Annotated in this window: 20 protein-coding genes; 14 read left to right on the top strand and 6 right to left on the bottom strand. The window is 47.1% G+C overall.

Going from position 1 to position 18,560, the window contains the following annotated elements:
• Positions 1 to 3: 3 nt before the first annotated feature.
• From fliE to fliJ, 6 genes are read left to right on the top strand one after another with little or no spacing between them, the layout of a single operon-like run.
• Positions 4 to 372, top strand: a complete 369-nt coding sequence (gene fliE, locus VP504_RS04560) for a flagellar hook-basal body complex protein FliE (protein WP_325893159.1) — start codon at positions 4 to 6, stop codon at positions 370 to 372.
• Between the two features lie 3 nt (positions 373 to 375).
• The gene (gene fliF / locus VP504_RS04555; protein ID WP_325893157.1) at positions 376 to 2,115 is read left to right on the top strand and encodes a flagellar basal-body MS-ring/collar protein FliF; all 1,740 of its coding nucleotides are present in this window, start codon (positions 376 to 378) and stop codon (positions 2,113 to 2,115) included.
• Positions 2,078 to 3,097, top strand: a complete 1,020-nt coding sequence (locus tag VP504_RS04550) for a flagellar motor switch protein FliG (protein ID WP_325893156.1) — start codon at positions 2,078 to 2,080, stop codon at positions 3,095 to 3,097. Before fliF ends, VP504_RS04550 begins: the two co-directional genes overlap by 38 nt.
• An 18-nt stretch (positions 3,098 to 3,115) precedes the next feature.
• Positions 3,116 to 3,892: a flagellar assembly protein FliH gene (gene fliH, locus VP504_RS04545; RefSeq protein ID WP_325893981.1), complete on the top strand. Its 777-nt coding sequence runs from the start codon at positions 3,116 to 3,118 to the stop codon at positions 3,890 to 3,892.
• Complete coding sequence (gene fliI / locus VP504_RS04540; protein WP_325893154.1) at positions 3,885 to 5,228, top strand: flagellar protein export ATPase FliI; 1,344 nt, start codon at positions 3,885 to 3,887, stop codon at positions 5,226 to 5,228. Before fliH ends, fliI begins: the two co-directional genes overlap by 8 nt.
• 39 nt (positions 5,229 to 5,267) lie before the next feature.
• Positions 5,268 to 5,708, top strand: coding sequence for a flagellar export protein FliJ (gene fliJ / locus VP504_RS04535; RefSeq protein WP_325893153.1), 441 nt, complete (start codon positions 5,268 to 5,270; stop codon positions 5,706 to 5,708).
• A gap of 14 nt (positions 5,709 to 5,722) precedes the next feature.
• Here the strand turns inward: fliJ and VP504_RS04530 are convergent, their stop codons facing one another.
• Positions 5,723 to 7,045 carry an IS4 family transposase gene (locus tag VP504_RS04530; RefSeq protein ID WP_325893151.1) on the bottom strand — a complete coding sequence of 441 codons (1,323 nt, stop codon included), beginning with the start codon at positions 7,043 to 7,045 and terminating at the stop codon, positions 5,723 to 5,725.
• A gap of 181 nt (positions 7,046 to 7,226) precedes the next feature.
• Between VP504_RS04530 and VP504_RS04525 the strand changes: the two genes are divergently transcribed.
• The 3 genes from VP504_RS04525 (at position 7,227) to VP504_RS04515 (ending at position 9,198) form a co-directional block, all read left to right on the top strand.
• Positions 7,227 to 7,427, top strand: a complete 201-nt coding sequence (locus VP504_RS04525; protein WP_325893150.1) for a hypothetical protein — start codon at positions 7,227 to 7,229, stop codon at positions 7,425 to 7,427.
• A gap of 601 nt (positions 7,428 to 8,028) precedes the next feature.
• Entirely contained in the window at positions 8,029 to 8,622 is a 594-nt protein-coding gene (locus VP504_RS04520; RefSeq protein WP_325893149.1) for a hypothetical protein, read from the top strand.
• A 12-nt stretch (positions 8,623 to 8,634) separates the two neighbouring features.
• Positions 8,635 to 9,198 carry a hypothetical protein gene (locus tag VP504_RS04515; RefSeq protein WP_325893148.1) on the top strand — a complete coding sequence of 188 codons (564 nt, stop codon included), beginning with the start codon at positions 8,635 to 8,637 and terminating at the stop codon, positions 9,196 to 9,198.
• Positions 9,199 to 9,334: 136 nt separating this feature from the next.
• Here VP504_RS04515 and VP504_RS04510 read toward each other — a convergent pair whose 3' ends face one another.
• Positions 9,335 to 9,817, bottom strand: coding sequence for an Lrp/AsnC family transcriptional regulator (locus VP504_RS04510; protein ID WP_325893147.1), 483 nt, complete (start codon positions 9,815 to 9,817; stop codon positions 9,335 to 9,337).
• Between the two features lie 137 nt (positions 9,818 to 9,954).
• Here VP504_RS04510 and VP504_RS04505 point away from each other — a divergent pair, with 137 nt between their 5' ends.
• Entirely contained in the window at positions 9,955 to 10,551 is a 597-nt protein-coding gene (locus tag VP504_RS04505) for an OsmC family protein (RefSeq protein WP_325893146.1), read from the top strand.
• Between the two features lie 133 nt (positions 10,552 to 10,684).
• Here VP504_RS04505 and VP504_RS04500 read toward each other — a convergent pair whose 3' ends face one another.
• The 4 genes from VP504_RS04500 to VP504_RS04485 form a co-directional block, all read right to left on the bottom strand.
• Entirely contained in the window at positions 10,685 to 11,113 is a 429-nt protein-coding gene (locus tag VP504_RS04500; RefSeq protein WP_325893145.1) for a hypothetical protein, read from the bottom strand.
• 26 nt (positions 11,114 to 11,139) lie between these two features.
• Positions 11,140 to 11,706: an OsmC family protein gene (locus VP504_RS04495; RefSeq protein ID WP_325893144.1), complete on the bottom strand. Its 567-nt coding sequence runs from the start codon at positions 11,704 to 11,706 to the stop codon at positions 11,140 to 11,142.
• Between the two features lie 393 nt (positions 11,707 to 12,099).
• Entirely contained in the window at positions 12,100 to 12,642 is a 543-nt protein-coding gene (locus VP504_RS04490; protein WP_325893143.1) for a carboxymuconolactone decarboxylase family protein, read from the bottom strand.
• A gap of 239 nt (positions 12,643 to 12,881) precedes the next feature.
• Positions 12,882 to 13,337 (bottom strand): RidA family protein, encoded by a 456-nt coding sequence (locus VP504_RS04485; protein ID WP_325893142.1) that lies wholly within the window; start codon positions 13,335 to 13,337, stop codon positions 12,882 to 12,884.
• Between the two features lie 699 nt (positions 13,338 to 14,036).
• Between VP504_RS04485 and VP504_RS04480 the strand changes: the two genes are divergently transcribed.
• From VP504_RS04480 to VP504_RS04465, 4 genes are all read left to right on the top strand, one after another.
• Entirely contained in the window at positions 14,037 to 15,452 is a 1,416-nt protein-coding gene (locus tag VP504_RS04480) for an SLC13 family permease (RefSeq protein WP_325893140.1), read from the top strand.
• A gap of 11 nt (positions 15,453 to 15,463) precedes the next feature.
• Complete coding sequence (locus VP504_RS04475) at positions 15,464 to 16,246, top strand: hypothetical protein (protein ID WP_325893139.1); 783 nt, start codon at positions 15,464 to 15,466, stop codon at positions 16,244 to 16,246.
• Complete coding sequence (gene apgM, locus VP504_RS04470) at positions 16,243 to 17,490, top strand: 2,3-bisphosphoglycerate-independent phosphoglycerate mutase (RefSeq protein ID WP_325893138.1); 1,248 nt, start codon at positions 16,243 to 16,245, stop codon at positions 17,488 to 17,490. The genes VP504_RS04475 and apgM overlap by 4 nt, the downstream gene beginning before the upstream one ends.
• A gap of 65 nt (positions 17,491 to 17,555) precedes the next feature.
• On the top strand, positions 17,556 to 18,521 hold the full coding sequence (locus tag VP504_RS04465) for a LysR family transcriptional regulator (RefSeq protein WP_325893137.1): 966 nt from the start codon (positions 17,556 to 17,558) through the stop codon (positions 18,519 to 18,521).
• Positions 18,522 to 18,560: the final 39 nt, after the last annotated feature.

Here is an 18,560-nt window from a genome sequence, read left to right as displayed (position 1 = left end):
ACCATGTCTAATCAATCAATAAACAACGCCATGTCTGCCGAGCAACTCATGCTCACCAAAATGGACGCGATGCGTGTGCAGGCGCAGCCGGATTTTGTGGTCAGCGCTAATCCGATGGATGTGAAAGCGATAGAGCAGGGCACTAACCAACCGCTGTCATTCTCGCAAGCGGTCACCAATGTGTTGGATTCGGTGAACCAGCACCAATCGCTCGCCAGCCAGAAAACGACGGCAGTTGAGCTTGGTCAGAGTGATGATTTGGTTGGTGCTATGGTTGCCAGTCAGAAAGCGAGCCTTTCTTTTAATGCCTTGATGCAGGTACGCAACAAGGTGGTCACTTCCTTTGATGACATCATGAAGATGCCGGTGTAACTCATGTCTCAACTCTCTACCCAAGTGACAGGTGCAGCGACCGTGAACCCGGCTGATGCATCGTCGAATAACATGGATGCGCTGACCGCCAAAGCGAAAGCGCTGTGGTCGTCCAGTCAGCGCAATTTGGTGCTTTCGGCGGTGATGGCCGCTATCGTCGCAGCGATTATCGTCGTTGCGCTCTGGAGCTCTTCACAAACCTTCCGTCCGCTTTACAGCCAACAGGAACGCTTTGATACCGGTGAGATTGTTTCTGTGCTGGAAACTGAAGGCATCAGCTACCGACTGCAGGAACAAAACGGACAGGTCTTGGTGCCGGAAGGTGAAGTGGCGCGTATCCGCATGTTGCTTGCGGCGAAAGGCGTGAAAGCCAAATTGCCGACGGGGCTGGATACCCTGAAAGAAGACAGCTCGCTCGGTACCAGCCAGTTTATGGAAACGGCGAGATACCGCCATGGCTTGGAAGGGGAGTTAGTGCGCACCATCATTTCCCTTAATGCTGTTTCCAACGCGCGCGTTCACCTCGCCATTCCACGTCAAACGCTTTTTGTTCGCCAGAACAGCGAAAACCCTTCGGCTTCGGTAATGCTGGAACTCAAGCCGGGTGAAGATCTCAAACCGGATCAGGTTGAAGCCATCATCAATCTGATTGTCGGCAGTGTGACAGGCATGAAGCCGGAATTTGTCTCTGTGATTGACCAGTATGGACGCCTGCTGAGTGCCGATGTCGCCTCTGCAGAAGCGGGTAAGGTGAATGCCAAATATCTGGAATACCAAAAGCAGGTTGAGAAACAGGTTATCCAGCGTGCGGCAGACATGCTGACGCCCATTGTCGGGCCAGCGAACTTCCGTGTGCAGGTGGCGGCTGACATGAACTTCAGTCAAGTCGAAGAAACGCAGGAGATCCTTGATAACAACCCTGTGGTTCGTAACGAGCACACCATTCACAACAACTCTGTTGATCAAATCGCTTTAGGCGTTCCGGGTGCATTGAGCAATCAGCCGCCAGTAACGGGCGAGAAGCCGACAAAAGACAGTTCAAACACCAACACCAGTTCAGAAGTGAACCGTCAGTTTGCGGTGGGAAGCAGTGTGCGCCGAACCCAGTATCAGCAAGGTCAGATCAACAAGCTGAATGTATCGGTGCTGCTGAACGAGGCGGCGGCACCCAACGGCACGGCATGGACACCGGAAGAGAAAACACAAATTTCCACCATGGTCATGGATGCAGTTGGTATTGCGCAGGCGCGCGGTGACAGCCTAAGCCTGATGAGCTTTAACTTCACGCCGATTGAAATCGATGCGCCGCCAGCTATTCCTTGGTGGCAGGACGCCGCTGTGCAGCAACCGCTTCGTTACGTGATCGGCGGCATGTTGGGGATGGCGATGATCTTCTTCGTGCTGCGTCCGCTTATCATGCATCTGACTGGCGCAGATCGCCGCAATAAAGAGCTGGAATTTGCAGAGCCGCAGGAAGAGATGACTTACGACAACCTGCAAACCCGCGAAGAGCGCGAGCGTGAAGAAGCGCTGAACCGCCGACTCTCTGAGAAAGGCATCGCAGTCAGTTCCGGCCTGGATGTAGGCAATGACATGCTGCCACCGCCGGGATCACCGCTCGAAATCCAATTGAAACACCTGCAGCTCATCGCCAACGAAGAACCGGCGCGCGTGGCAGAAATTCTTAAACAATGGGTGAACGTGAATGAACACAGCACAGTCAAAGCCGAATCAAACGCTTAATCATATCGAGCAGACGGCGCTGGTGCTGCTCGGAATGGGTGAAGATGCTGCCGCCAAGGTGCTGCAGCATTTCAGCCGCGAGGAAACACAACGCGTCACCCGCTCCATGGCGCAGCTCAGCGGCATTCAAAGTGATAGTGCCCGGGGCGTGATCCAACATTTCTTTGAAGATTTCCGATTGCATTCCGGCATTCGGGGGGCGTCGAAAGAATACCTCTCGAATACGCTGCGCAAAGCGCTGGGTAACGATTTGGCAAAAGGACTTCTCAACAACTTGTATGGCGATGAAATCCGAAACAACATGCAGCGCCTGCAATGGGTGGAGTCAGATGTTTTAGCGCGCTTTATTGCCTGTGAACACCCGCAGATGCAGGCGATTTTCCTCGCGTATCTTCCCGCCGAAAGTTCATCCGCGGTACTGAAACATCTGCCATCGGATTACCACGACGAACTGCTTTACCGTATCGCCCGTTTGCAGGACATCGATCATCAGGTAATGAATGATCTGAATGACTTGATTGAACGCTGCATCGCGCAGGTTTCCGTGGTGCAGAGCGCGCCGCTTTCCGGTGTGAAACAGGTCGCGGACATCATCAACCGCTTCGAAGGTGATCGTGCCACCCTGATGGAAATGCTGCGCCTTCATGATGAAAACGTCGCGACAGAAATCGAGGAGAACATGTTCGACTTTATGGTGCTCAGCCGTCAGCGCGAAGACACCCTCGACAAACTGGTGCAGCAAATCCCGACAGAGCTTTGGTCTGTGGCGCTCAAAGGCGCTGAAATCATGCTTCAGCAATCCATCAAGCGTTCCATGCCCCAGCGTATGGCAAAAGCACTGGAAGATGACATGGAACTTCGTGGCGCTGTGCCGCTAAGCCGTGTGGAATCTGCACGTGCTGAAATCATGCAGATGGTGCGCGCGCTGAGTGAGGCGGGCGACATTGAACTGGTTCTTTACGAAGAAGCGACGGTGGAGTAAGCCATGACCGGAAAGTTTATGAAAGTCCCACCCTCTGGCTATCGTGTACACCGCTTTCCACCACTGGCAAAGCCGGTTGCGCCGACGGATGAGCCATTTGGCTTGGAGTTAGACGGCAACCTTGGCCTTCAAGCCGACATGCAGCAGAAATTGGAAGCGGGTTTCCAGCAAGGACTGGAGCAGGGCCATCAGGAGGGTTTCCGTCAGGGGGCAGATCAGGGCAAACAACAAGGTTTGCTGGAAGGGCAGAAAGAAGGCTTCCAGAAAGGCTTTGTGTCCGGTGAGCAATCAGGTCGACAGGCGTTTCTGGATGCCGCTAAACCCGTGAATGAACTCTTTCAGGCGCTGTCCCGTTGGCAGGCAGAACGCGAGCAGCAGCAACGCCATATGATTTGCGAACTGGTGCAGAAGGTTGCGCAGCAGGTTATCCGTGCTGAGCTGACGCTGATGCCACAGCAAATCCTGACGCTGGTAGATGAAACCCTCGAGGCCCTTCCGGGCAAATCAGAGAAAGTCACGGTGCATCTGAACCCGCAGGATCTGGAGCGTATCAGCCAGATCAATGCGGATTTGCCAAACGCCTGGAAGCTGGTTTCGAATTTAGAACTGCCTGTGGGAGGCTGCCATTTAGTGACAGAAGAAGCGGAAGCGGATGCCAGTTGCGATTCGCGACTGCAAACCTGCATGGACAACGTCAAGCAACACTTGCTTGATGAGGTGACGGTGTCACAATCTTTTAACACTCAACCTCTTCAAGAACCGCGCGAAGAACAATCCGAGGCGGTGAATGAGTAACTCGCTGGCGCACGATCTGCTGTCTGAACGACTGAGCGATGCACTGGCTTCGCTCGATTCTATTCCCATTGCCCGAGTCACCGGACGATTAGTGAAAGTGAACGGGTTAATGCTTCAGGCTGTGGGCTGCCGCTTCAAACTGGAACAACGCTGTTTGGTGGAAACCGCCGAAGGCGACATGATTGAAGCGCAGGTAGTGGGGTTTGACCACAATGTGGCGTACCTGATGCCATTGCGCCGCTTAGGTGGATTGTTCGCAGGTGCGAAAGTGGTGCCGCTGGATGGCGACAGCACAGTGCAAATCAGCGCCCATTGGTTGGGGCGTGTGGTGAATGGACAAGGTGAAGCGATTGATGACGGCACGCCCCTTAAAGGTGGCGAGCGTGTTTCCCTCGAACCTAAACCCATTAACCCGCTAAAGCGCCGCCCGGTAGACACACCGTTGAATGTCGGCGTTCGTGCCATCAATGGATTGCTTACAGTTGGTAAGGGGCAGCGTATTGGCTTGATGGCGGGCAGTGGCGTGGGTAAGAGTGTGCTGATGGGCATGATCACCCAAAACACCGAAGCCGATGTGATTGTGGTAGGTTTGATTGGTGAACGTGGTCGCGAAGTACGCGAATTTATCGAACGTAACCTGACGCCGGAAGCGCGCCAGAAAGCGATTATTATTGCCGCCCCCGCAGATGAATCGCCACTGATGCGACTTCGCGCCACACTGCTTTGCCACCGCGCTGCAGAGTATTTCCGCGACCAGGGCAAAGACGTGTTGCTATTGATGGATTCGCTTACCCGCTATGCCATGGCGCAGCGGGAAATTGCCCTTTCTCTGGGTGAGCCACCGGCATCCCGCGGCTATCCGTCTTCCGTTTTCAGCTTGCTGCCACAGCTTTTAGAGCGGGCGGGAAACAGCGAAAATCAATACGGTAGCCTAACGGCAATTTATACCGTGTTGGCCGAAGGGGATGATCAGCAAGACCCAGTAGTCGATTCCGCTCGCGCGATCCTCGATGGACACGTAGTCCTGTCGCGCCAGCTTGCGGAGCAAGGCCATTATCCGGCAATTGATATCAACGCTTCCATCAGTCGTTGCATGTCTGGCTGCACCCAGCCTTCTCATGTCACTGTGGCTAACCAGTTCCGCACACTTTATTCCAATTACCTTCAGGTTAAAGAACTCCTGCCACTTGGCGGCTATCAACCGGGACAAGATCCGGAACTCGACCGCTCAGTGGCGATGTATCCGCACCTCAAAGCCTACCTGCTGCAGGATGTCAGCGAGAAATCCGATTACACCGACAGCCTGACGGCACTGGCTCAGCTTTTTCAATCCTAGGGTCAAAAGACGCTAACAATGCTCAACAGAAGGTGAGTGATGGACGCTAAAATCAAAGCCTGCGGCAAACTCCAACAAGTTGAAGAAAAACACCGCGATCGGACGGGGCAAAAGTTGGAAACCATGCGCCAGCGCCATGCCCACATTGAAACCAAGCTAGGCCAACTTACCGACCTCAAACAGCACGCAAACTCATCGACAAACAGCGCCCCGACCTTCAACAGCGCCGCGCTCATGAACCTCACCCGCGTCGACCAAATGCTGCAAAAAATGTTCAACCATTGCCAACAGGAACAAGCCGTACTGGAAGCAGAATGTGCTGCGGTAAAACACGAGCTGGAATATCGACACGCCCGTGTTCAGGGCTTGGAAAAGGCACTAGAGCATTGGAAGAAAAAGCAGAGCTATGAGAAAGCGAGAAAAGAGCAAAGGTTGTTGGAGGAGATGATAAACGCCCGCCTGAAAAGGCGGGCGGTTTGAGTAATGCATGTGAATTAAGCTGAATGACGCTTTCTAGAAGGCCTAGTCGCATAGCGACTGGGCCTTTTCTTTACTGCTCTGGGATATGTCCTCTCCCGCCTCTCTGGAAGCAAAAAGCTCTCTGCCATATCGAGGATATATCTGAGTACTTCTGGGTATCTGCCCGGCGCGACAGCCGGAAGCATTTGCAACTGACTCACCAAAAATATCGATGCCTGCTTAAAGCCTATTTGGTATGGCATCACCGTATTCAAGGAATACGCCATCTGGCACATCATAAAACGCAACAGGTTATAGGCGAGCAGCATTCCCCAAAGCTCCTGTTTCACTAACGCCGGCGTTTTACTTCTTAGCGTCAGGCTATTTTGAAGCATGTACTGTTTCATCTCTCGGTAGCCTAATTCGACTTCCCAGCGATGACTGTAGAGCTCTGCGATATCTGCACCTATATAACGCTTAGGATCGGTCATGGAAGTCAGCAGTTTGACTTCTTTCCCTTTTATCTTGGTGGTAATGAGTCTGGCTTCCAGTGTATCCGGCGCATCTACCCACTTCTTTTTCGCTTGGGCAGTCAGGGAGAGTTCAACCAGCTCCTGACCGCGTCCCAGTTTTCTTAACGTCTTATATTGCGCCCCTTTACGCAGGGGAATTAGCCAGTGTCTTTCCTCTCCTTGGCTTTGCCAACGATGGAGAAGTCCCAATGCATAGAAGCCTTTGTCAAACAGGGTAAGGCTATTGTCTTGGGCTTTGTCGATAAGCTGAGCAGTGAGGTCAATCTCACTGACCGAGACGGAGTCAAAGGCGGCACTGTTGAGCAGATGGCTCGTCAATTCCATGTGGCAGACCATGCGAACTTGAGGATAGTCTGACGTCGTTGTTTTATTACCTGTTCGACTAAACGCCTTATCATTGTCAGTCGTATCAGGTGTTCGCCAAACCACGCCATCGACGGCATGCAAAGTGAGCCCGTACCAATCGGGATGCGGGGTTTTCTCATGCCACAATTGCTGAGTTTGGTTGAACACCGCTTCTACGGGTTCATGTCCTAGTTTCTTACGGGCATGAATCACCGCGCTCGGCGCAACAAAAGGCTTCTTACCCGGAAGTAATATATCGAGCTGAGAGACCACCTTGCTCATCGATAGATGCCGATAAAGAGACATTCCCACCACGCTCCACACCATCAGTTCCATGGGGAGTCGACGCTTACGAATCGTGGCGACGCCCGTGTCTTCAAGACATTGATTAATCAGTGTTGGGCAAAGGAGATCTGATAGCCCATTGAGTTGGTCAGCAGAGAATTGGTGTATTCGGTCGAGCGCTTGCCTTAAGAACATAAAGAAATCCGAGTGCAGAGAAACACTCGGATTTTGACAGCCTATAAGGATCGTTCAACCGATCATTTATTGCTTAACTGATCGGCATTAGGGCGGTTTGAGATCTATTAAGCAATAGTGTCATTCTGCATTTATTTTTCAACTGCCAAACTTTCACGATATTCAGCAGCTAGCAGCAAGTTTGGCCCTCGCTTTCTCAAGAGCTTTTTGTATCAAGCGCTCTTCTTTTTCAGAAGATATTGATGACATTACGCAACAAAACGCCGCACTGGCTGAAGAAGTTTCAACCTTGAGTGCGAATATGGTTCATCAGGCTGCAGCTGTTGTTGCAATACTTGAGGTGTTTGCCGTAGAAGATAAAGGTGGTGATGTTGAAGACTAGTTTCAGCCAACAGAAACGTTATTAGGGAAAATAAAGGTGATTCCGAAAAGATTAACAATGAAGACTGGGGTGAATTTTAACCTCTAAAATACATAACGAAGTAGTGTTTCTTATGAGCTCTGGTGAAAATCATAAATAAAGCTAAGTGTACTTTATTGTATCTAAATGTTGGCTAGTTAAATATTGATAATTTATTGATTTATTATGAAACGAGTCGGAATAAGCTAGCTGGTTGTTTGTAAATATCATTGGTTATGTGACAAATCTCAACTTTAAAAATGCCTATTTTCTGAGGTTGTGTAGCATACGAGACTATCAACTGGTGCTTAATCTATTCGAACGTGCCGCGCGTCGCAACTGTAAGATATTCATATGTTTATCGGTATTTTAGTATACTGATTCCAAAAGTGATGCTGTAAAGTTAACGGGTTATCTACCGTCGTACGTTATGGTGGAGGCAAATTATATATTAGCTATTAAATATGGATCTTTAACTCAATCGATATTTGATATATAGCTACACAACGTTAGTAGTAAAGCTGAGTCATGATAAAGAAAGTCTGTGCCTCAAACTTATATGTGGCTTTTTAGGAGTTGTAATATGAATGGATTTATGAAATTAGCTGGAAGTATTGCTCTTGTTTCAATCCTTGGTGGATGTTCACATGCGATACAGATTTCCCCACCAATAGAAAACATTACATCTGTAAATGTTCAGAATAAAATCGATAAGACCGTTGCATACCATATCTCAAGTGAAGATCGCGTAAAGTCAGTGACTACACCGGGTGGCGGTGGTGATGATGTTACCTACAAGCCGTACGCAGATACTGAAGTTGCCTTACATGCAATGTTGGCACGAGTATTCTCGAAAGTATATTCGCTTGAAGACGGCGATAACAGAGCGTTTATTGCTGATAAAAACATTAGTTATGTCTTCAGTACTCAACTAAAAACGGACTCCTCTTCGGATAGTGCTTTCACTTGGCCCCCAACCGACTTTACCTATGAGTTGACTTGTTCTGCGGTTGATAGTTCTGGCGCAAATGTTTGGAGCAAAACCGTTACATCTGAGGGTAAAGCGGAATTTGATGAGTTTAAGCATGACTTTTCCCTGTCCGCTCGACGGGCGACTGAAGACGCTTATAAGAAAATGTTGCAAGAAATCGCAGCTGCGCCAGAGTTTAGGAAGTAAAAGGAGTTATTCATGAATATTAAGAAGTGTATTGCATTGCTGTTTCTTGTAGCGATGGTTTCTGGCTGTTCGACGATGGCTCCTCCCTATCAAGCAGGTCTTCTTGTCGGGAATGAGTTGAAGGATGTTGAATTCGCGGATATGAAATCTGGCGACTTCTCCATGGAAGAAGTGTCTGTTAACAATGTGACACTAAGAGGAGGGCGTATGTCTTCTCCTTATAGCAACTCATATGCTGAATACCTTAAGAAAGGGTTGGAAGAAGAACTCAAACTGGCCTCTTTATGGGATGAAAATAGCAATACTGTTATTAATGCTGTGCTAACAGAAAACAATGTCGATGCTTCTGGTACAAGTATCGGTACGGCTGATTTAGCTGCAGACTTCAATGTTGTCCGTAGTGAAAAGACCATCTATGAAAAGACTCATAAAATTCATCACGAATGGGAGTCTTCTTTCATGGGCAACATTGCTATTCCCAATGCACATATCGGTTACCAGGAAGCGGTGAAAATATTGCTTGATGCATTTTTCGATGATCCAGAGTTAGCCGCTGCTTTATCAGGTGAAGAGTAATAGTAATTTTGTCGGCTGGTTACGCTAAGATACTTGGCGTAAGCATGTGAAATAGTAGAATTCACTTTACTAACAAAAACGGCTCTCAGTAGGGTCGTTTTTTCGTTACACTAATCGTGGAAAATTTAAGAGAGAATCAACCCTTCTTAACCGGCTCTGCCAGATTAATGGGTAACGCCATTGTGTGTTTCACTTCATCCAACACAAACAGGGTTTGCGCCTCTCTCACTTCAGGAAAGCTTCTCAATGTCTTCAATACAAAGTGTGAGAGTTCTTTATTGGTTCTGGCGACCACTTTCATCAGATGGTCATAAGAGCCGGAAAGGGAATAGCACTCCAGGATGAGCGGGTGATCTTTCACTGCTGACTTAAACAAATCAAATGCCGCTTCGCTTTTCTGATCGATGCTGACCTGAACAAAAGCCGTCACACCAAATCCTGCTTCTTCGGCATCAAGCATTGCGCCATAGCCTTTTATCACACCGGAATCTTCAAGGCTTTTTGTGCGTCGTAGACAGGTTGATTCTGACATGTCAGTGGCTTTGGCGAGCTCGACAATCGTCATGCGTCCGTTCTCTTGAAGTTGTGAGAGTATTTTTTTGTCCTGACTAGTCAACATGACGATTTCCTTCAATAAAGTATTATAAATTGAATGATAGCACCGAAAAATCTCATCTCAAAGGGGACTTTGACGGCATTCTCCACCTGTTCTTGGGTAAGATTTAATCAGGCTCTAGTGCGTATAAGGAGAGTACAATGTCGAACGAAAAGTTCTTTCATGTTGGCGAACTGAGCAGTGAACAGCCGGCAACCACCCAATACCAACAATCTACCTTCTCGAAAGCCCGACACCCGGAACCGTATCGCTTTGAAGTGAACCTAAGCGCGAAGGCCGGAGACATGCAAAAAAAAACGGGGGTGGTTTCCGTCAATATTCCGGGTTTCAGTCCGGTAAAGCTCTATTGCGATGAACAGCCGCCTGTTGGTAATGACACGGCGCCACCACCGTTAGCGTTCTTTTCAGCGGGCATCGGCTTTTGTTTGATGACGCACTTGACGGATATCCTCACTGCCCGAAAAATCCAGGTAGATTCGTTGAAGCTTGAACAGCGCATTGTGTTCAGAACCAACCTCGGTCATATGCGTGAGCACGGTTACATGACTGACGGCGGGTGCGACATTGTCGAAACGCACGTGATTATTGACAGCCCTGAACCGGAAGAGAGAATTAAAGATCTGCTGGATGAAGCTGAAAACGGCTGCATGGCGCATTTTGCGCTGAGAAACCCTATCCCTTGGTCGACGCGATTGGTCTATAACGGCAAAGAGGCTATTAGCCGTTCGGGTGAGTAGGTTGGATACATTAGAAATGAGTTTAATAGAAAGGCTGCCGATTGGCAGCCTTTCTCATTGTATATGGCTCAGAATCAATCACTGAACCGCTGTGATGCATTCGACCTCTATTTTCGCACCCAGTGTCAATCCGTTAGCGTTTCTTCTTAATGTTAAATAGCAGTCCCAATAGGGTAAAAATAAGGCTGACTAATGCCGCACCAACCGGAGGTTGGGCTTCGGTGTTCAAAATTACATGGCTCATGGCATAGAACGAGCCCATGTTTGCAACAATCAAGGTGGTCGGGATAGCCCAGTCAGCCCAAGGTTCTTGTGAACGGAACGGGAAAAAAAGCATCAGAAGTATGGCGAAGGAAAGCGCAATACTGACGCCGCCAAATGCCCTCATCAATGCGGTAATTAGTATCTGAAATGTTCCGGGTACTTCTTCCCAATTGAGTTGAACGGCTACTGAGTGATAAGGCATAAATTCACCTTTAAATGTGTAGATGATGCCAATAATGAGCAGTGTCAACGCGGGAACGATATAACAGATGAGAGCTATCTTTCTGAACTTATTCATCTTTGGGTTCTCGTTGCTATATGGGTTTAGCTTTCGTTATGTGTATGTACCGAAGAAACGGCCTTCAACGTAACCGCATCCTGAATGGTGTGATAATTCGGAGAGCGTTCCCGAACCGTTTGGATGATGTCGTCATAGTCCGATTGCGTACCGTTTCCCTTTACTTCAAAGTGGTACTCAATTTCATCAAATCCCACTTTTGCTGATGGATCGACTTCTAGGAATCCGTGCAGATTCAAGTCACCGGCAATGGTCAACTTCACGCTTTTAATCTCGATGCCCTTTTGTGCGGCAGTAATGACAAAGCTTGCCATCATGCAACCAGCTAAGCCACCTAGCAGGTAGTCCTGAGGTGTTGGGAAGCGGTTTTCGCCCAGCAAGGCTTCAGGTTCATCAATTTCAAACGTGAAGTTTTTCTGGATGTCGATGTCTCCGACTTTCTGGTTTAACGTAGTGATTTTGGTGTTGGTGCCATATACCCAATTCGCTTCTATGGCGTAATGGGAGATAGCTTGGGGGGCGCTTTTGATCGTTTTCTGAGTGTATTCGTCTAACGCGGGAAGGTTAATACCGTTGATAAATGATGAGCTCATGGTGCCTCCTGGCTTCTTGTTGTATGAATCGGCAAGTTATGAGGGTTTGTATATCTGTACAAATCAGAAAAACTTTTTATGCACTAAAGAATGCTTTTGGTGATGGTTCTAAAGGTCACGCATTGGCAACAAAAGCGTTTTACCAAGCTTGTGAAGTCGCTCAGGCTGATTTGAACGCGGTAACTAATGCAACAGAGACGTAAGCCGTTTAACTGTATGCAAGTGAAAAGATTTGGTATCGCTAATTAAATCATTACGATGGTGAGGGCAGGGGGCAGAACAAAGTCAATTGCTGTGACTTTATTGTTTGTGCCAATTAGGAGAAGTCACTTTTCAGCTTTATCTGGATAGGTATAGGGGTGGTGAAAGGCAAAACTCCCACCCCTGATTTCATTAACGTTTGGTCAGGCTAACTTTTGGGAAATCGACTTCTACATCAAAAGCGACGTTGGTGTAGTTTGTGAAGATATTCAAAGCGACATGAGCAAGAATTTCAGCAATATCTGAATCGGAGAAACCAGCGGCACGGACTGCTTGCACATCCGATTCTCTCACTTGACCATTGAATCTGACCAGTTTGGAGGCAAAGTCCAGTGCCGCCTGAGATTTAGCGTCTTCTGCAATACCACGCTGAGCGGCATTCATTTGGTCTAGGGTTGCTCCTGCATTTTGTCCCAAAACGGTGTGTGCGGAAAGGCAATACTCGCAGCGATTGATGTCAGCGACCAGCACTGCAATTTGCTCACCGAGCTTAGCGCCTATGTTTCCTTTGGCAAGTGCACCAAATGAGGTCCACATGCTTTCCAATGCCGACGAGGAGTGGCCAATCGTTTTGAACATGTTAGGGACAGCACCGAATGCATTCTGAATTTGATCAAATAATTCGGTTTGTTTGCTGTCTGCATTCGCGATGTTTACTGGGTTTAGGTTTGCCATTTTGTTTCTCCTTTTTAGTGGTACCATTTATATTGTTTCGATGCGAAACCAAGTTACCAGCAAGATCGTCCTTGGTCAATATGGTATTGATGCGAAACTATTAATGGGGTGTCTGCTCCTATAAAAAGCGAAGGTGATGAGTAGAGTAGGTATTAGCGAAATGATAATATCAGTATGAATTTAAACAAAAAAAGGCCATTAAAATTCGGCCTTTTTCACGGTTGTGTGGCTGAGGTTAATCAGTCAACAGCAGCAATGCATTCCACTTCAACTTTGGCGCCCAAAGCCAGTCCATTTGCACCAAACGCGCTTCTCGCCGGATACTTTCCGGAAAAATAGGTTTTGTAGATCTCGTTGAATGTCGCCCACTCTGAAATATCAGCCAGCATCACGGTGCATTTGACGAGATCACTCATGCTATAACCATTAGCTTCGAGGGATATTTTGATGTTTTCCATCGTTTGCTTCGACTCAGCTTGAACGCCACCCGGAGCCAACTTTAATGTTCCCGGCAAAATGCCAATCTGTCCTGAAAGGTAAAGGGTGTTATCGACCCGAACTGCCTCTGAAAATGGGAGGTGGGTCGGGAGCACTTTGCCGGAGTTGAGATACTCGATACCGTCTGAGGATTTTGCGAAAGAAGAGAAGGTTACTAGGCTAAAGCTGACAGTGAATATGAGGAAGATGTTTCGCATTTTAGTCTCCTAATGATTACTGGTTTGTCATTTGGGTGTAGATATCCAATTAAGAGACGAGAGATCATCGGGCGTTGGATGCGAGAGATGTTAGCGATGACACGAAAGTGTGCGTCAAATCAATCACCAGCGTTTATGCGTTCGCCAGCAAATTTTGTACAGCCAAGATTGGCTGTAAACCAAGACTTTCTTTTCCTCACTTTTTTATATTAAAAATAAATCATTCCTATTCGTGAATATCTTTTCGTATGATTGAGTGGTGCGTGTTTATTTGTTTTTTATCTCTCAATTTAAATTATTATTGAATAGGTCTTTTAATACGCCTGACATAGGTTATATGAATTATTAATCATAATGTATAGATAGCTAGTCTTCTTGTTTTGAACTCTGTTTATAGATCCTCGGTTTCCAACTGTGATACATCTATGTATTTTGTGATGATTTACATTTAAGTTGTTTATTATCAATGCTTTATTTTTTATTGTCTGAGTGGGCTTACAGGTATTCAATAAGGTGATTCATGTTATTTACTAATTTAATTGGATTCGATAATTAGCGGAATGTAGTCTCTTTTTTCATCTTGGTGAATGTCAAGATTTATAATACCTATAAGACTGTTTCACAAACTCTAAGCAAAGGAGAATGCTAGTGGTAAGCATTGTGAGAGATCTAAAATCAAAAAGTAAAACGGAGAAAATAATGTATTACGTTGGGCTACCTTTAGCGATGGTAGTTCTAGCGATCTTTTATTCTATTCCAACCCCGGAAGGCATTAGTTTTGAAGGTAAGATGTCTCTGGGTATTTTCTTATTCGCTCTCATCCTATGGGTTACTGAATCCCTGCCCAATTACGCAGTTTCTATGATATCTATAGCACTTTTGTCGATATTGGGCGGATGGGCAGAAAAGAATGCGCTGGGTACGATGGGGTACGGTGTCATTTGGTTGATGATATCTGCGTTCATCATTACATCTGGTATGGAGAAGAGTGGACTTGCAAAGCGGATAGCGCTAGCCATCATCACGCGTTTTGGTAAAACCTGGAAATCTATGCTGCTCTCATTAATGGCAGCAAACTTCACTATCGCGTTTATCGTTCCTTCTACAACTGCACGTGCAGCAATGCTTTTACCGATTGTGCTGCTCATTGCAAAAGCCTTCAATGTAGAAAGTGGAAATAAGAACTTAGGTAAACTGCTATCTATTCAAGGTTTACAAGCTAACAATATTTCAACTTCTGCGATTGTCACAGCAACAGCACCTCAAATTCTTGCGATCGGCTTGATGAAAGAACTGACGGGTTCTTCCGTGTCATGGGGTGAATGGTTTATTGCCTCTGCACCTATCGCGATCCTAACGCTTATCGCTTCTTTCTTTATCGGTATTTTCCTCTTCAAACCAAATGGCGCTGCTAAGGCAGGGGGGGAAGAAATAAAAGAAATTAACAGACAGTATCTTGAACTGGGCCCTGTATCACTTGATGAAAAGAAAGCCGCTTCTATCTTTTTCGTTACCATTTTCTTATGGGCGACAGATAAATGGCATATGGACTTGTTCGGTTTCCAGATTAGTCTCGTCATGGTTGCTGTTATCTCAGCGTCAATTTTCTTCATGCCTTATGTAGGCATATTGACATGGAAAGAAGCGAAGATTCCATGGAACTTGATGGTGTTTGCGGCTGGTGCTTATGCTGTGGGCGTCTCTCTTAGTGAAACGGGTGTAGCTTCATGGGCATTGGGCAGTATTTTCAGCCACTTTGGTGTGAAAGATATGAGCTTCACTATGCTCTACGCGGTTGTAATAGCGATATCGAGCTTCAGTCACTTTGTCTTTACCAGTAAAACCGTCCGAACCATTATTCTAATCCCAACGCTGATTGGACTAGCGGAAAGTGCGGGTGTCCCACCACTCATGCTGGCCTTACCTGCAGCATTTACCATCGCGGATACCATTACGCTTCCGCCACACAGCAAAGCAAACCTGATTTACTACAGTACGGGTTATTTCTCAGTCAATAACCAGCTTACTTATGGTGTTTTAACCTTGTTGGCCAAATGGTGCTTGATGTTTGGAGCGTCGTTTACCTGGTTCGCGTATCTCGGCATTACACCATAGGAGGGTTTGTCATGTTAAAGCATTTATTGAAACTGAGTTTAAAGAATCTATCCCGTTTAAGTCTGGTGGGCGCTACGTTGGCTTTATCTCCAATGGCGCTTGCTGAAAGCTTCGGAAGCATTGAGCAGTATCATGAAGTTATTTATCCCTCTGGTGCTGATGCAAAGATAACCGCTGATGTCATTGCGATGCCCAACAATGAAGGATGGGTTTACTTGCCCGCATATAAGAAGGGGTCTTTGACGAATTACGAAGTGTTGGGCGGGACCTTGCTTGAAAAGCCGATCGAGCAGGCGATTCATGGCAGAGAGGCCATTTTGTACCGCTTCGAAGCAGATGGTCGCCCTGTTGCGCTCACACAAACTTTCGACGTAGGGAAGGTTTACAAAGAGAAGAAGGCGAAACTTAAGTACAGCCATCCGGGTGGGGTTACCCGTGTCTCGTACACCTTTGTAAATACATCGCCTTCAACGATTGAGAAATTTTCTACCCAGTTTTCAGTGCCAAAAGGCACAGAGCTTTATGGCGTGGTGACACCTAAATGGTCAAAGAAAAAGAAGACTTTTGAGATTGGTGAAAATGACGGCTGGAAAGAGGTGAGCGTTGAGCGCTCTGGTGTATCCGCAGGGGATGAAGTTGAACTCAAAGTGAGACTGTATCGACCATCTCCAATGATTAAATGGGTACTTTGGAGCGTCGTCATCCTGCTTTCGGGAGCTTTATTATGGAAACGCAGAGATGTGCTTTCAGAAAACAATGAGTCAGAATCTTCACTGCCAGAGGGGCAAAAATGAGCAAGCAAGCACTACTAATCATCGCCGATGGTATGGGAGATAACCCGATATCATTATTAAATGAGCTGACACCGCTCGAATATGCGGCGACGCCTAATTTAAAGGAGCTTGCATCCAAGGGTCTTTTTGGCAACGTCTATCCAGTAAAGCCCGGTGTTCCAGTCGGGACGGATGTTGGTCACTTAGCTATTTTTGGCTATGACCCTTATGAGGTGTACACGGGAAGAGGGCCGATAGAAGCTTACGGAGCGGGTATTGACCTACTTCCCAGCGATATTGCGTTTCGTGGCAATTTCGCGACGGTTGATGATGAACTAACCGTGATTGATAGGCGTGCTGGCCGCATTAACCAAAACACTGATGAACTGGCGGAAGCGATCGACGGCATTGTACTTTCTAATGGTGCCAGAGTGATTGCCCGTGCTTTAAGTGCGCATAGAGTGGCGGTTGTTATTCGTGGTCAAAATCTTTCAGAGCATATCAGTACCACGGATCCTGGTACTGCGAAAGAAGGTGAGCGGGTTCAGCAAAGCGCTGCGTTAGTTGAAGATAAAGATGCGCTCGAAACAGCCAAGATTATCAATGAGCTGACAGAGAAAATGTACTCAGTCTTGAGTCTTCATCCGGTGAATCAGCAGCGTATCCTAGATGGACTGCCACCTGCTAATATGATTTTGTTGAGAGGTATTGGCCGTGAAATTCAGGCCCCTAAAATGACAGAGTCTTTTGGCATCCGTGGTGCTTGTATAGCGGGTGACAGAACAGTGTTGGGTATTGCCAGAATGGCAGGGCTGGATGTATTCCATCAGAAAGGTTTTACAGCAGGCTATGATACGGACTACATTGGCAAAGCTGAACTGGCTGTCAGTAAACTGAAAGAAGGATACGACTGGGTTGTACTGCATGTGAAGGCTCCTGATCTTGCTGGTCACGACTGTCAGCCTATGACAAAGGTCTCCACAGCAATTAACCTCGATATGATGGTTGGCCACATTCTTCAGCAGATAGATTTGGAACAGTGCTACATTGGATATACCAGTGATCATTCAACGCCGTGTGATCGGCGTGACCACTCCGGGGATCCGGTACCTACATTCTTTGCGGGTGGGAATGTGAGAAGTTTGCCCGTTGAAGACTTCGGCGAGAAATTTCTTGTTCATGGCGCTTTGAACAATCTCACAGCGATAGATTTTTTCCATATTCAGATGGATCACTTGGAGGCTGTTAGAAAACTCGGCGCGTAATAAAAGCAGCATGACGGTGACACTGTGGCTGTCATGCTGTTTCTCATCTTCGAGAGGGATCTACGGTGAGAATCGAGAATTTTGAGGCGTTTGTTAACATTGCTCGTTTGGGAAGTTTTACTCAGGCGGCCGAAGAGTGTTTTTGTACTCAAGCGACGATGTCCCAAAGGATTAAGAAGTTAGAGGATTACTATAAAGTCCAACTACTTCATCGGGATGGTAGAGGCGTTGAACTGACCTTGGCGGGACAGCAAATACTGCCCTATTGTGAAGCCATAATAGTTGCTCTTCGCGACTCAAAGAACGAGTTGTTAAACATTGATCAACTCTCTATTGGTGAGTTGAAAATCTGCAGTTCCAATACACCCGGAACCTATATCCTTCCTCAGGTCTTATCCAGCTTTCATCTCAGGTTCCCAGGCATTGAACTGGAATCCCAGATAAAGTATGCAAAGGATGTGATCAGTGAGATCTCCTTTGGATCAGAGTGTGAATTAGGGTTTGTCTCTCAGCCTGCTGATGTTGGCGTTGATGATAAGAAATTGAAGTTTGAGCCTATTCTAAGAGATGGTCTTGCGGTCATTGTGTCACCTCAGCACCCTATGGTGAGAGACAAATGGGTGGGTAAACATTCCATTTCTTTAGATGATCTTCAAGGTCAGACACTGCTGACTTCTAATCGAAAGAGCTCTACGGTCAAAAACCTGGAGACAACCAGCGGCAAAAGCATGGACTTTAAGCAAGTGGTGGCGCTGGGTAGCATGGAGGCCGTGAAAAAATCAGTAGAACTGAATGCCGGTATTGCTATTGCCTCTCACTTTCTGGTTCAGGATGAAGTGTCTTCTGGGAGACTGCTTTCTTTTTCTATCGAAGATGTCACCGTTTATCGTTTTGTTATGTTGGTACACCGCAGAACAGTTAGCCTATCTCCCACAGCCCGCGCATTTGTAGAATACCTCAAGAAAGACTTAGCGAAGATGTACCCGACGCTCTGTTGCGATTTGGAGCATCGGCGAGCTGCAGGTGAATAACTTTTACTTTTTGATATGTGGAACAAAAAAGGAGCCATT

Origin of the sequence: Grimontia sp. NTOU-MAR1 (assembly GCF_035758505.1) — a bacterium.
Lineage (GTDB): Bacteria > Pseudomonadota > Gammaproteobacteria > Enterobacterales > Vibrionaceae > Enterovibrio > Enterovibrio marinus.
Note: the sequence above shows the minus strand (reverse complement) of the source record. Positions and strands in the feature narration are given on the sequence as shown.